Annotated in this window: 12 protein-coding genes; 10 read left to right on the plus strand and 2 right to left on the minus strand. The window is 36.6% G+C overall.

Going from position 1 to position 13,665, the window contains the following annotated elements; all coding sequences use genetic code 11:
• The first annotated feature begins 516 nt into the window (after nt 1-516).
• The 3 genes from EG339_RS24390 (at nt 517) to EG339_RS21570 (ending at nt 5,295) form a co-directional block, all read left to right on the plus strand.
• The gene (locus EG339_RS24390) at nt 517-672 is read left to right on the plus strand and encodes a hypothetical protein (RefSeq protein ID WP_164466475.1); all 156 of its coding nucleotides are present in this window, start codon (nt 517-519) and stop codon (nt 670-672) included.
• A gap of 196 nt (nt 673-868) precedes the next feature.
• Nucleotides 869-3,823 (plus strand): SusC/RagA family TonB-linked outer membrane protein, encoded by a 2,955-nt coding sequence (locus tag EG339_RS21565; RefSeq protein ID WP_123872014.1) that lies wholly within the window; start codon nt 869-871, stop codon nt 3,821-3,823.
• 8 nt (nt 3,824-3,831) lie between these two features.
• Nucleotides 3,832-5,295 (plus strand): RagB/SusD family nutrient uptake outer membrane protein, encoded by a 1,464-nt coding sequence (locus EG339_RS21570; protein ID WP_123872016.1) that lies wholly within the window; start codon nt 3,832-3,834, stop codon nt 5,293-5,295.
• 157 nt (nt 5,296-5,452) lie between these two features.
• On the opposite strand, the gene EG339_RS21575 is transcribed toward EG339_RS21570, so the two are convergent.
• Complete coding sequence (locus EG339_RS21575; RefSeq protein WP_123872018.1) at nt 5,453-5,947, minus strand: DUF305 domain-containing protein; 495 nt, start codon at nt 5,945-5,947, stop codon at nt 5,453-5,455.
• A gap of 255 nt (nt 5,948-6,202) precedes the next feature.
• On the opposite strand from EG339_RS21575, the gene bla reads away from it, so the two are divergent.
• Together bla and EG339_RS21585 are read left to right on the plus strand one after the other, a co-directional pair.
• Nucleotides 6,203-7,102 (plus strand): class A beta-lactamase, encoded by a 900-nt coding sequence (bla, locus tag EG339_RS21580; protein ID WP_123872019.1) that lies wholly within the window; start codon nt 6,203-6,205, stop codon nt 7,100-7,102.
• A 4-nt stretch (nt 7,103-7,106) separates the two neighbouring features.
• Nucleotides 7,107-8,144, plus strand: a complete 1,038-nt coding sequence (locus EG339_RS21585; protein ID WP_123872020.1) for a serine hydrolase domain-containing protein — start codon at nt 7,107-7,109, stop codon at nt 8,142-8,144.
• Between the two features lie 144 nt (nt 8,145-8,288).
• On the opposite strand, the gene EG339_RS21590 is transcribed toward EG339_RS21585, so the two are convergent.
• Nucleotides 8,289-9,410: an acyltransferase family protein gene (locus EG339_RS21590; protein ID WP_123872022.1), complete on the minus strand. Its 1,122-nt coding sequence runs from the start codon at nt 9,408-9,410 to the stop codon at nt 8,289-8,291.
• Between the two features lie 180 nt (nt 9,411-9,590).
• On the opposite strand from EG339_RS21590, the gene EG339_RS21595 reads away from it, so the two are divergent.
• The 5 genes from EG339_RS21595 (at nt 9,591) to EG339_RS21615 (ending at nt 13,598) form a co-directional block, all read left to right on the plus strand.
• Nucleotides 9,591-10,658 (plus strand): sensor histidine kinase, encoded by a 1,068-nt coding sequence (locus EG339_RS21595; RefSeq protein WP_228459664.1) that lies wholly within the window; start codon nt 9,591-9,593, stop codon nt 10,656-10,658.
• Nucleotides 10,651-11,346 carry a LytR/AlgR family response regulator transcription factor gene (locus tag EG339_RS21600; protein ID WP_123872024.1) on the plus strand — a complete coding sequence of 232 codons (696 nt, stop codon included), beginning with the start codon at nt 10,651-10,653 and terminating at the stop codon, nt 11,344-11,346. Before EG339_RS21595 ends, EG339_RS21600 begins: the two co-directional genes overlap by 8 nt.
• 382 nt (nt 11,347-11,728) lie before the next feature.
• Nucleotides 11,729-12,289 carry a hypothetical protein gene (locus tag EG339_RS21605; protein ID WP_123872026.1) on the plus strand — a complete coding sequence of 187 codons (561 nt, stop codon included), beginning with the start codon at nt 11,729-11,731 and terminating at the stop codon, nt 12,287-12,289.
• A gap of 80 nt (nt 12,290-12,369) precedes the next feature.
• The gene (locus tag EG339_RS21610; RefSeq protein ID WP_123872028.1) at nt 12,370-13,074 is read left to right on the plus strand and encodes an ABC transporter ATP-binding protein; all 705 of its coding nucleotides are present in this window, start codon (nt 12,370-12,372) and stop codon (nt 13,072-13,074) included.
• Between the two features lie 86 nt (nt 13,075-13,160).
• Nucleotides 13,161-13,598, plus strand: coding sequence for a hypothetical protein (locus EG339_RS21615; RefSeq protein WP_123872030.1), 438 nt, complete (start codon nt 13,161-13,163; stop codon nt 13,596-13,598).
• Nucleotides 13,599-13,665 lie beyond the last annotated feature (67 nt).

Raw genomic sequence — 13,665 nt, forward strand, 5'->3', positions numbered from 1 at the left:
GCTACTGGCAAACATACTTTGCCAATACAGTATTCAAAAATATAATTAATTTTTCTGTAAAAGAGGTTCAATCTGAAAAAAAACAAATGATAAACCTTTTATCGACACATTTTTTATCTTTCATCCTTCCCTAGCCCCGATAGAAACGGTTACCCCGGAACATGCATAAGCCTTAGCCCAGGCGTGAGGAGTATGAGTGGATAGCGGGATAAAGCTCCCTAAAAAGAAATCAGGCGTAAAATACACAAAAAGTCTACAAAAACAATAGACTTATATTGTTAATTTTTATTCATCCACAAAAAAAGAATTTTTAAAAAATTCTAAAAGTTTTTCTAAAAACTACTAATAGATTCATTTACAATTAATTAAATAAATAAATCAACAACTAAATAATTCAATTTTCAATTACCCTACTAAACAAGTAGACTAATATGATTTTTCTCATATCTCCTTTTAACAAAGTTTTATGAATTATTAAATAATTTTGACCCAGTTAAAAAATAAAACTCTATTCTCATGAATAAGAATGACTTTAATTCTTACCTATACACGATCATGGCTACAGCTTCTGTTCAACAAAAGTGTTGTACAGGGAACAGCCTTTCACAGCACAACATCAATTCTAAAAAGATGTGCTTTGAATCTATGATGTGTAAAATGATGATGCCATAATCCCAAAGAAATATGCACATTATTGTAGGAATTAAAGCCCGATAAACATAAGGCCTATTTAATCCGGGTACACCTCCTCTATTTTAACATTTTCTTTCTGACACCTCCTTAAAAAAGGGAGGCAGGGGATTTATTTTTCCTAAACTGGAAGATAAAGAGTATACCTATTCAATTTTTAAAACCTAAGATTAATATAATGAGAAAAAAACAATGCAAACTTGGTGTATTGGCCGTACTCTTATTCGCAGAATATGGCTTTGCACAGAAAAAAGACAGCCTTTCCCGGGAAACAGCCATCAAAGAGGTGGTGGTGGTAGCCTTCGGAAAGCAAAAAAAGGAAGAAATTACAGGATCTGTACAGGCTTTAAAGGCTAAAGACCTTGGGAATCTTCAAAACGGAAACGTTCTTCAGGGAATTGGCGGTAAAGTGGCAGGGGTACAGGTAATTTCTTCCGGCCAGCCAGGTTCACAGCCAACGATAAGAATGAGAGGAATAGGCTCTATTAATGCATCCAGTGATCCTTTAATTGTTTTGGACGGGATTCCTTACAGTGGTGACCTCAACAGTATTTCTTCATCAGATATTGAAAGTATTTCTTTTCTGGAAGACGCTTCTTCCAATGCTTTATATGGTTCCAGAGGGGCCAATGGGGTTATTATTGTAAACACCAAAAGAGGTAAAAACAAGAAACTGAGTGTTGATCTTGACATAAAAACCGGGGTTAACTTCAGATCTATTGAGGATTATTCTGTATATACATCACCACAGGATTATTATACTGCTTATTATAACAGGGGCCGAATCGGAGAAATTGCCAGGCAGAAGCAGCCGGGTGCTCTTCCCTCCACTACAACTCCGCATGCCGTAGGACTTTCAGCATTGAACGGACTTGGATATAATGTCTATGATGTACCCTTCAGTCAGCTGATTACCCCGGACGGTTCATTTAACCCTAATGCCAAGCTCCTTTATCAGGATAACTGGAAAAAACTTCTCTTTAAACCTGCTTTAAGAAGAGAAGCTACGGTAGGAATTAATGCCAGCGGTGAACAGATAAAATCTTATACGTCATTAAATTACCTGGATGACAAAGGATATCTCATTGGTTCCGGTTTTGAAAGATTCGGGATCAGATCAAATGTAGACTACTCTATTACGCCCAAGCTAAGATTAACAACAGCGCTTTCTTATACTTACAGCAAACAGAATTTCGGAGAGACGGGCGGGTTTTCCAATCCATTCCAGTTTGCCAGAAATATAGCGCCTTTCTACCCGGTTTTTCTTAGAAATGACAATTACCAGCAACTTTATGACAACCACGGAAATCCTTTATATGATTATGGGGACGGACAAGGTCCTAACGGCGCTACAAGGTCTTATGCTGTTTTTGAAAATCCGGTTGGAAATCTTCAGCAGGACAAATCTCAGAGAGTAAGCAATATCAGCAATACCAACCTGGGCCTAAACTATGAAATCATCAAAGGGCTGGATTTCACCTACAGTTTTGGGGCTTATCTTGAGAATCTAAAAAACCTTCAGTTCGGGAATACACTGGGGGGAACTTCTTCATCTGTGGGCGGAACAATTACTCAGGAATCCATATTCAATTACACACTGAACCATCAGCAGTTGCTTACCTTTCAGAAGAAATTCGATAAGCATAACTTTAATATCCTTGTTGGTCATGAACTGAATAAAACAAAAAACGAAGGATTTTCCGGAACTAAACAACAGCTTTTATTACCGGAATCATGGGCTTTTGATAATGCTGTAAAAATCACAGATCTATCAGGAAACGGATATGAATATGCAGTAGAAGGATATTTCTCAAGACTCTTATACAACTATGATAATAAGTATTTCTTTAATGCTAACGTTCGTAGAGACGGTTCCTCTGTCTTTGCTCCGGAAAGCAGATGGGGTACGTTTTATGGATTAGGAGCAGCATGGAATGTGGCCAAGGAAAATTTCCTTAAAGACAACAAGGTGATTAATGCACTGAAACTGAAGGCTTCTTATGGACAACAGGGAAATGATAATATTCTTCTGAACAGCACCACCAGAGATTACTATGCTTACCAGGATATCTACGGAATTAATGATTTTGGAGATGGTAAACCGGTACTTACTTTAAAGAAACAAGGAAACAGGGATTTAAAATGGGAAACTTCCAAAAACCTGAATGCCGGCTTTGAAATCTCTCTGTTCAGCAACAGGATAAATCTAAATGCTGACTATTTTGAGAGAAAGGTATCGGATATGATCTATACACTTCCTTTGCCACCGTCTAACGCCGGCTCATATGTAAAATACGGAAATATCGGAGATATGACCAACAAAGGGATACAGGCTAATATCAATGTGGACATTCTTCGTACAGACGATATTCAGTGGAGTTTTTATGCCAATGCAACTCATTATAAAAACAAGATTACAAGGTTGCCAGACCAACAAAAAACCACAGGTCTGGTTTCAGGATTATTTATACTGGCTGAAGGAGGAGACCGGTATACTTATTATTTAAAAGAATTTGCAGGTGTAAACCCTGAAAATGGAGACGCATTATGGTATAAAAATACAGTAAACCCAACCACGCATCAGGTAGAAAAAACAGTGACCAATAATTATAAGGAAGCGAGTGACTACAATACCGGAAAATCTGCAATTCCGAAGGTATATGGTGGATTTGGAACAGATATTACCTATAAAAGAGTAAACCTGTCAGTTAATTTTGCTTACCAGTTTGGCGGATACGGATATGATGATATCTACAGATCTCTCTTCCACTCTGACACGTACGGTTCTAACTACACAACTGATCTTGACAAAACATGGACTCCGGAAAATCCTACAGCAGCATTGCCACGTGTAGATCTCAGTTCTACCAACCAGAATGGACATTCTACTTTGTACCTTGTTAAGTCTGATTACATCAGCCTTCAGGATGTAACATTATCTTATCAGTTGTCTGATGATTTTGTTAAGCAGGTAGGATTATCCGCATTAAAGATTTATGCTACAGGAAACAACCTGTACCTGTGGTCCAGGAGAAAAGGATATGATCCGCGGGCTTCATTAACAGGAGTATCTGATGCTTACAGATATTCTTTATTATCCAGCGTCTCACTTGGTTTTAAACTATCATTTTAAAAGAAATTATGAAAACAATACAATACTTTATATCAGCTGTAGCCGTAGCTTTCATTACAACAGGCTGTGCTAATGATCTCAACACCTTACCGGAGGGTGATATTTCCGGTGAACAACTAAATGAAGATCAGTCAAAACCGGAAAAAATCCTGGGAGGAATTTATCTTGATCTTCGCAGCAACGGTGCCGGAGGAACTACTTTACATACTGATTTTGGGATTATGGCAATAAAAGCAGGAGCAGATCTGATGTCCAATGATGTGATACAGGCAAAAAACCAGCACCTGGGAATGTTTTATAATTATGAAGCAACCAATGCCAGTAATGTTGCATCAGAAATTGTATGGACCACTTTTTATGCAAGGATATTCATCATCAATAAACTTCTTAATGATTTAAAAGGTAATGAAAGCCCTAAAAACAAAGCTATTAAAGGACAGCTGTTAGCCTTACGAGCTTATTCTTATTTTCACCTGATCCGTTTTTACGCGAATGATTATAAAGGACACCAGGCGGATCCGGGACTTCCATTAGTGCTTACTACTGATAATCCCAGCCAGGGGCTGGCAAGATCAACCGTTGCACAGGTATATTCGCAGATTGGACAGGATATTGAAGAATCCATAGTTCTCCTGGAAAACTTTGCACGTCTGTCCAGAGCTCAGATTGATCAAAGAACAGCTAAAGCCATTGCAGCTGAGATATTCCTGCAAACCGGAGACTATGCAAAGGCTGCAAAATATGCTGCAGACAGTAAGCAGGGAATTGCTCTGATGACAGAAGATGATTATACTACTACCGGGTTTTCAAATATCAGTAATCCGGAGGTAATCTGGGGATTCCATAATACGATTTCTACAATGAGTATCGGTAATTATTATGCTTCCTTTTTCTCTATGTTTGATAATACCAATGAAGGATATGCAGGAGCAGCTCAGATCTATAAGCTTATTGACAAGCGTTTGTATGATGCCATTCCCGATACGGATTACCGTAAAAAAGTATTCAACGGAAGCCAGCCAGCCAAATATACCTTTAACGGAAAAACAAAAAACTATCCTGCCTACGTAAGCTGGAAGTTCAAAGATCCAAGCATGTTTGAAGGAGATTATATCTACATCAGGGCTTCTTCATTATATTATACAGAAGCAGAAGCGCTGGCAAGGCAAGGTAGAGAAGCGGAAGCAAAGCAGGTTTTATTTGAAATAACATCCAAAAGAGACAAGGCTTATACACTGTCTGCCAAAACAGGTGCTGAGCTGATCAATGAAATCATCCTGCAGAAAAGAATTGAACTTTGGGGCGAAGGCTATGCCTGGTTTGATATGAAGAGATTAAATACCCCTTTAGAAAGAATATATACAGGAACCAACCACACTTTTGGAAGATTTAACCTGACACCGGATAAATTTAAATTCCAGATCCCGAATAAAGAGATTAATAATAACCCCCAAATTAAACAGAATGACTAGATAAAGCTGCAAAACAATTTTAATATATTTCAAAACCAACCGCTATTTACTTTAAAATAGCGGTTTTTATAATGATTCAGAACAAAAAAAACAGCACCATTTCATATAAATGATGCTATTCATACAATTTGATTATCAATAGATTAATCTTTTCTTCTTATTTATTTTTTTCTAATTCTTTCAGCTTCCGTTTCATCAGCTCTATTTCCTGCGCCTGGGTTTTCAGAATATTTTTTTGCAGCTTTATCAGCTCAGGATCTGTAAGGTTTGCTTTTTCAGACATCAGCAAAGCTGCTGCATGGTGGGGAATCATTCCTTTTACAAACTGTTCATCACCCACGCTTACCTGCTGTCTGATGCCTAACCATGAAAGAACGCCCACGGTAATGGCAATGATCACAATAATCCAGTTGAACCCGGAATGGGTATACATTTTTTTCATGATCCATAACTCAATCAACAGCATTACAGGTACCATTAATGAGGTCATGTATACATTATTGATATTCGGAATGAAGTTTTCCAGCCTGTCTATCATTGCAAACATCAAACAGTACATGGCGATGAACATCACCACTGCCATCAGCACAAAACGTCCATACATTGAATGCTTTGAATCCTGCATTTTATGTTTATGCTGCATATCTTCCATAACAAAAGATTTTTATCTGTTCGTAATTTTCCGTTTCTACAAACATTATGTAATAAAAATACAAACATTTGTTTAATGGATTTTATGCCTGCAATCATAAAGCCTATGAACCCTAAACGCGTATTATCTCTAAAAATTATGTAATAGGAATCATTTTTCCTTAATTGATAACTAAAAAATTGGACATCAAATTAAAAAAGATAGCCAAAATACATATATTTGGAAATCAAAAACATCCTAAATAACCGCCTTACAATGAAGTCAAAGGAACTCATTCTTACCCTTTTCGTTCTATTTATCAGTATTCCGCTATTTTCGCAAAATAACACCAATCCGGAATTCAAGAAAGCAATTGAATCTATTCTTGCCAATAAAAAGGCAGATGTTGGAGTTTCTATTTTAACAGCAGGAACCCCTAAAAAAGAAGTCACCCAGATCAATGGGAATAAACTGCTTCCTATGCTGAGCACCTTTAAGTTTCCTGTAGCCTTGGCGGTTCTCCATAAAGTGGAAAAGGGAGAACTTTCTTTACAGCAAAAGATCTACATCAAAAAAGAAGAGCTTCTGGAGGATACTTACAGTCCGTTCAGAGAAAAATATCCCGAAGGAAATATAAAACTCAGCCTGGAAGACTGCATACAGTGGATGATAGTTTATAGCGATAATAACCTTACAGACATTCTGCTAAGACTGATCGGCGGCCCTGATTATGTTCAGAATTTCATCAACAGCAAGGATATCGTCATTAAAAATGATGAAGAAGATATGCATAAGGATTGGGATTCCCAATTCATCAATACCATCACACCAAATGAAGCCATTAGGTTACTGGAACAGTTCTATAACGGAAAAATATTGAATAAGGAACATACAAAATGGTTGTATACGGCAATGCTTAACAATGCAACGGGAACCAAAAGACTTAAAGGCAAGTTACCAAAAGACGTTAAAGTAGCTCACCGTACAGGAACTTCGTTTACCAATAAAGAAGGAATGACAGGAGCCATCAATGATTATGGAATTATAGAACTCTCAGATAAAAAGAGAATATATATTGCTGTTTTTGTACATGATACTTATGAAACATTTGAAAACTCAGAATCAATTATTGCAGATATTTCCAAAGCTGCTTATGACTACTACAATAAAAAGTAAACTCATGACCAAAACATCACTATTTTTTACTCTTGCAATCTCTGCATTACTGTCATTTCATGCAAAGGCTCAGAAAAACACTCCTTTATTTAAAAAAATAGACAGTATTATTACTTCTTCTGTTCCATTAAAATTCAATGGAGTGGTTTTGGTTTCTCAAAATGGAAAAGCAAAATACCTGAAGGCCAACGGATATAAGGATTTTGAAAAAAAGGTTCCATTAAAAACTGACGATCAGTTTGAAATTATGTCAAACTCAAAGCAAATTACCGCTGTTTTGGTCTTACAGGCTGCCGAACAGGGTAAACTTGATCTTCAGACTCCCATCAAAAAATATCTTCCTGCAATTACTCAATCCTGGGCAGATACCGTAACAGTCCATAACCTCTTGAATCATACCCATGGAATTGTAGATCTTGAAAAGCCGGTTATTTTTAAAGCCGGTTCACAGTTCAAATACGGAAACCTTTCCTATATGCTTTTGGGGGAAATTCTTCAGAACACAACCGGAAAAAGCTTTACAGAGCTCGCTAACTCCCTTTTCAAAAAGCTGAAAATGGATAAAACATTTGTATATAATATCCACAATAATCAGGCGCTGGTTCCCGGCTACAGCAGTGAGAATAACCAATTCGAAAAGGCAGAAGAGTCATTTTTAAATGAGAAGATGGCTCCTGCAGCCGGAGTTATTTCTACTGTAGAGGATCTTGCAAAGTGGGATCAGGAACTGTTCAAAGGAAAACTTCTCTCTCCCGGGTTTCAGAAACTGATTCTTACCCCATCTACCTCTTCTCAACACAATGTTTTTGGAAAGGAAAGTATGGGGTTTGGATACAATATCAGATTCATCAAAGAAGCCGGACTTGATTATTACGCAGTGACTGGTCTTGGTGACGGTTTTACATGCCTGAATGTATACTTTCCATCTGCAGATACCAGCCTGATTATCCTTGAAAACCAAATGCCTAAAAACAGCGAACACTGGAGTTTTCAGGAAGCAGCTATTAAAAATGTTGTATTGAAAAGTATCACTTCAAAATAATTTTATTAAAATAACAGATAAAAGGTGGTTTTTCTTTTAAGAACCACCTTTTATTTTTGTCTCGACCCTTTATCACGCAGGAAAGGTCAAAGTATATAGTTTTCAGGGGTATTAAGGCACAAAGATTTTATCTGTGATTGTATACTAAAATTTTTCTTGCTTTAAAATTTTGTTTTTTATACCATTAAAAGGCTTTTCAACAAGAAACCTATACCCTAAGCCGCCTACAGCGCACCCCAACAGACAAATGATCAGACATACCGTGTCTGAAGTTCCAAGATCAAACTTTTCAAAAAAAGCCTGAATCATATGAATAATTCCTTTGTGCGAAAGATAAATTGCATAAGATAAGGCAGCCACCTCAGCAGTAATATAAGATTTACACCTGGAAAGAAATGATGATGATGAAACTGCAGATAAAACAATAAAACCATAGCTTATTGCCACCAAAGTAAACCCAAATACGGACGCTCCTTTTGAAACCTGTTCATTACAAATCCAGAATGCAATACCCAGCAAGATGATTCCTGAAATAAGAAGTTTGTTACCATTCTGATGAACTGCTTTTTTAAATCCGGCAGAATACTGCATGAAATAACCAATAAGGACTCCTGTTCCAAGCCCATCCAATCTTGTATGGGTTGGGTAATATATTTTCATGTACCATGAGCGCCAGAATTCCAGGGAATTATTATCTATCCAGGCTATAGTTCCGTTCCATATTACCAACCTCATCATTAAAGAGGATGTGATGAAGAAGACTATTAAAACAGCAAAATATTTAAAAAACTTTGAAGGCATTATCATCAGAAGAAACAAAGGAAGAAGAAGATAAAACTGTTCCTCAATACATAAAGACCAGGCATGAGAAAATGTACCCTGATGAATCACATCCAATCCGTAATTCTGGGTGAAAGTCACAAACTTCCATAAAGGTGGCAATGCTTCCCGTTCCCTGAAAAAAGGAATGGTAAAATACAGAAAGAGAGTAAAAAAATAAGATGGAATAATCCTGAAAAAACGTTTGATATAAAATGACTTTAAACTTATTGACCCCTTACTGCTCATCTCCTGGAACAATTGCCCAGAGATCAGAAAGCCACTCAGCACAAAGAAAAGGTCAACTCCGGTCCAGCCAAATCTCCCTATTGTATCAACCCATTCCGGATGCTTAAATGAGCGGTAGTGAAAGAGTAAAACCATCACAATAGCCAATGATCTCAGATGATCTAGCCCGTAAAATCTTTCTGAACGTTCTGTTATCATATTTTTTTACTGCAAATCTTGCCAAAAACATAATCCCTTTTAAACACAGCATTCAGAAAACAGGAATTCACATGCCAATGGCAAAATAGACAATCCGAACTTAAAATCCTGCTATTTACCCTTATTTTATTGGATTTCACATCACTTTTACCAGCCGTATCTTAAGATTTTCTATTTTTGATGACAATGAAAATCGGAGCAATCACCTTTAACCGGCAAAATATATACTTCCAGCTATTTTTCTGGGCCGCCTTGTTTTTGTTTGGAATTGCAAGAACTTATGATGATTACAATGGAGAAATGTTTAAACAGCTGGTAATTTATAATTTCTGTCATTGGATCTTTCAGGTGCTGGCGGCCAATTTCATCTATTTTTTTCTGATCCGTCATTTCTTTGACCAAAAAAGACATGTAGAATTCATCGTGTACCTTATCCTGAGTTTATACTTTATTTCTGTTGCCAACAGGATATTTATTGTTGATTTTGCCGAACCTTTTTTCATCAAGGAACCCAAAGACAGCCTGATGAGTATTTTCACTGATATCCGATACCTTTTGTTTCATTATACATTTCCGATCATCAGTGGCACTTTTATCTTTATTTCAATGATGTTTTTCATGCGGTATAAAGATGAAAAAGAAAATACCATTCAATTGGAAAAAGAAAAGGCCGAACTGGAGTTAAGATCCCTGAAATCCCAGCTTCATCCTCACTTTCTTTTTAACACCCTGAATAATATCTATTCCCTGTCAGTCATTAATTCAGATAAAACATCCCAGTCTATCAGCCAGCTCTCAGATATTCTTGATTATATCCTGTACAAAGGCCAGAAAAAATGGGTGTCTGTTACAGAAGAAATGGGTATTATTGATGATTATATTGCTCTGGAAAGCCTGCGTTATACTGATGAAAGATTAAAAATAACCAGAAATACAGCAATAAAGTCTGCCAATTTCATCCCACCGCTGCTGTATCTTACTCTGGTGGAAAATGCCTTTAAACACGGTGCCGGAAAAAATGTGGAGCAAACGGAAATAAAAATAGAACTGGAGACCAGCGCCCAACAGTCTGTCTTCAGAATCCAAAATACCTGTAATGATATTTCAGATTATAATGAAAAAGGAATAGGGCTTGAGAATATTAACCGACAGCTTCAATATTATTATCAGGACCGCTTTACCTTCATTATCTCCCGGGAAAACAATATTTTTAACGTCGAAATCACCACTCCTTCACAATATGATTAAATGTATTATTGTAGATGACGAGCCCCTGGCTGCAACCTTACTGGAAAATCATATTTCCAAAATCGATCATTTAAAACTGACTGGTAAAGCAGAAAATGCCCTTGAAGCCTATAAACTCCTTCAAAATCAGACTGTGGATCTGATGTTTCTTGATATTCAGATGCCGCACTTCAACGGAATTGATTTTTTGAGATCCCTTCCCCAGAAACCTAAAACCATTTTTACCACCGCCTACCGGGAATTCGCCATTGAAGGTTTTGAACTGGAAGCGGTGGACTATCTTTTGAAACCAATCACTTTCGAACGTTTCTTTAAATCTGTGGAACGGGTATTAAGGAATATTAATGATTCTAAAGGTGATTTTATCATTCTTAAAACAGAAGGAATGCACCGGAAATTGTCTCTGGCAGATATCATCTATATTGAAAGCCAGGGAAATGATATCAAGATAACTTTAGCCGGCAATGAAAGTTTTATTTCAAAAAGTAAAATAACAGACCTGGAATTGCTTTTAGCATCAAAAGGCTTTGTAAGAGTTCACCGGTCATTCATTATCAATACTGCATTTGTTACGGCTTTCAATAACAGTGAAATCCACCTCGGGTCCTATGAGATTCCGGTAGGCAGAAGCTACCGGCAGGAATTCGAAAGATTTATAGCCGGTTTCTCAAAAAACAGGCTTTTATAACTGTTTATTAATAACTTAAAGATCGGCTCATTCTGCTTTCTATTCTCATTTCTGCTTACAAATTATCATTTTAACACTTTTTTGAATATTTTTTAAAGCCGCTGCTTTAGATTAATCATTTTCATCCTGTTTTTCAATCCGTTACAATATTATCCTTTTCGGATTACGGAATAAATATAAGTGGAGATATTTTTCACAACAAACAGATAAACAACTATATTACAAAGAATTACAAACAACTAACAGCACCTTTCCCTATCTGCCTGTTTCTTACAGATATTAAAAAAAAATATTACTTTTGCCTTAAGGAATAAAATTGCTTTTTAGGCGTTTTATTCGTAAGTTTATGTGCACCAATTTATAAAACATTAAAATTCATTCCATGAGAAAAATAATTCTACTTATTACATGTATGTTCGGTATTTCAGTTTTCTCTCAGATTAAAGTGTTGAAAAATGAAAGTTTGGTGGAAATCGGCAAAGACAATTCTGTTGGTTTATATAAAAAAGAAGACAAGTATACTGTCAATTATCAGGATTTGAATACCAGTAACCTGAACACAATCCGAGCTTTTTCATTCCAAAATCTGAACGGAGACGTTTCAGGGCTCTATAAGCTTATTACAGATGGTTTTATCTCTGCTCCTGATGAAAATATAGTGTTGGAACTTCCCAACGATATCATCGAGCTTCATTATGAAAAAAATTATGGACAGCCGACTGTACAGTTTATCCAATACATCAATAAAAACAGGAAATACGTGGGAAAATCACAGTTTCTAACCCAAAAACAGGTTGATAAAGTATTCGGAAGAACAAATGGTAAATATACCATGTATGACAAAACTTCTACCCCCAGCCAGGAAGGATTGAAAAAAGGAGGAGCCAGTACTGCTTCTACCGCAACTCCGGCAACCGGAGCTAAGAAAAAAGCAAAAAAATAATTATAATTTATAAATATTGCGAAACTCATTCCGGCGAATGAGTTTTTTTATTTTATTTTTGCAGAAAGACATTAAAAATTATGCCGCTTCAGATAAATAATTTAACTAAAAAATTTGGTGAACAGACTGCTTTAAACAATATCAACATTTCTATTGATAAAAATGAGATCATTGGTCTTCTGGGACCTAATGGAGCCGGAAAATCTACCCTGATGAAATCTATTGTAGGAGCCCTGAAAATTGATGAAGGGGAGATTATTTTTAATGGCCTGAATATTTCCCAACACGAAATTGAAAGCAAGAGAAAAATAGGCTTTCTACCGGAAAACAACCCGCTTTATCTGGAAATGTATGTGAAGGAATACCTTCAGTTTGTAGCCAATATCCACAAAATCCCTGAATCTAAGGTAGATGAAGTGATTGAACTGGTAGGAATAACTCCGGAAAAATCAAAAAGAATCGGGCAGCTTTCTAAAGGATATAAACAGCGTGTAGGATTAGCACAGGCTATTATCCACCAGCCTGATCTACTAATCCTGGATGAGCCTACCAATGGTCTGGATCCTAATCAGATCCTGGAGATCAGAAATGTAATAAAAGAGATCGGGCAGCAGAAAACAGTTTTACTTTCTACACATATCATGCAGGAAGTGGAAGCGCTTTGCTCCAGGGTTATTCTTATTCATAAAGGAAATATTCTTCAGGATTGCCCTATTGATGAATTTAAAGGCAAATTTGACAGTCTGGAAGAGGCTTTCGCAAGCTATACTGCTGTCACAAACTAAAAACAACGTCTTTAATTCCTGCAGAGATCCCAATATTGGCTCTATATTTGATGGAGTTTGAGCAGTTAACCAATAACCATTACAATATGATTAAGTACTTTCTATTAGGAGCTTTCACTTTAGCTCAGTTCTCTTTGGTTTCTGCTAAAGAAACTCCTTCATTACCAAAAAGCACGACTCTTTCCTATAATGCTTTTCAACAGGTTCCTAAAACTGTTATTATCAAAACCAAAAAGTTTAAAATCAGAATTGATAAGCAGCCGAATGGCAGGTATCTGTACCAGTCGTGGAATGCCAACGCAAAAATTACAGCTAAGCCAAGCATGATCATCAGTGACGGAGAACTGATTCCTGACGGCACTGGAGGGAATTACTATTTTAATTTCACTAATGAAGGCCACAGCTATCAGGTGTGGAGAAACTATCTTACAGATTCTGCGAAAAAAGCACCCTATACCTTGGTTGTAACTGATGTTAATGACCGCGAAATTGTTCGCCAGGACGGAGTTGTGGTTAAAAATTAAGATAAAGCATATAAAAAGACCTTGAAGAAAGATACTGAAAGTAACTTAAATGATAAATACCTTTAAA

The organism is Chryseobacterium bernardetii (assembly GCF_003815975.1).
Lineage (GTDB): Bacteria > Bacteroidota > Bacteroidia > Flavobacteriales > Weeksellaceae > Chryseobacterium > Chryseobacterium bernardetii.

Coding starts and splice junctions, on each gene's coding strand:
- EG339_RS21590 (WP_123872022.1), bottom strand. CDS start 9,410: ATGATAACAGAACGTTCAGAAAGATTTTACGGGCTAGATCATCTGAGA.
- EG339_RS21575 (WP_123872018.1), bottom strand. CDS start 5,947: ATGGAAGATATGCAGCATAAACATAAAATGCAGGATTCAAAGCATTCA.
- EG339_RS21605 (WP_123872026.1), top strand. CDS start 11,729: ATGAGAAAAATAATTCTACTTATTACATGTATGTTCGGTATTTCAGTT.
- bla (WP_123872019.1), top strand. CDS start 6,203: ATGAAGTCAAAGGAACTCATTCTTACCCTTTTCGTTCTATTTATCAGT.
- EG339_RS21615 (WP_123872030.1), top strand. CDS start 13,161: ATGATTAAGTACTTTCTATTAGGAGCTTTCACTTTAGCTCAGTTCTCT.
- EG339_RS21565 (WP_123872014.1), top strand. CDS start 869: ATGAGAAAAAAACAATGCAAACTTGGTGTATTGGCCGTACTCTTATTC.
- EG339_RS21595 (WP_228459664.1), top strand. CDS start 9,591: ATGACAATGAAAATCGGAGCAATCACCTTTAACCGGCAAAATATATAC.
- EG339_RS24390 (WP_164466475.1), top strand. CDS start 517: ATGAATAAGAATGACTTTAATTCTTACCTATACACGATCATGGCTACA.
- EG339_RS21570 (WP_123872016.1), top strand. CDS start 3,832: ATGAAAACAATACAATACTTTATATCAGCTGTAGCCGTAGCTTTCATT.
- EG339_RS21585 (WP_123872020.1), top strand. CDS start 7,107: ATGACCAAAACATCACTATTTTTTACTCTTGCAATCTCTGCATTACTG.
- EG339_RS21610 (WP_123872028.1), top strand. CDS start 12,370: ATGCCGCTTCAGATAAATAATTTAACTAAAAAATTTGGTGAACAGACT.
- EG339_RS21600 (WP_123872024.1), top strand. CDS start 10,651: ATGATTAAATGTATTATTGTAGATGACGAGCCCCTGGCTGCAACCTTA.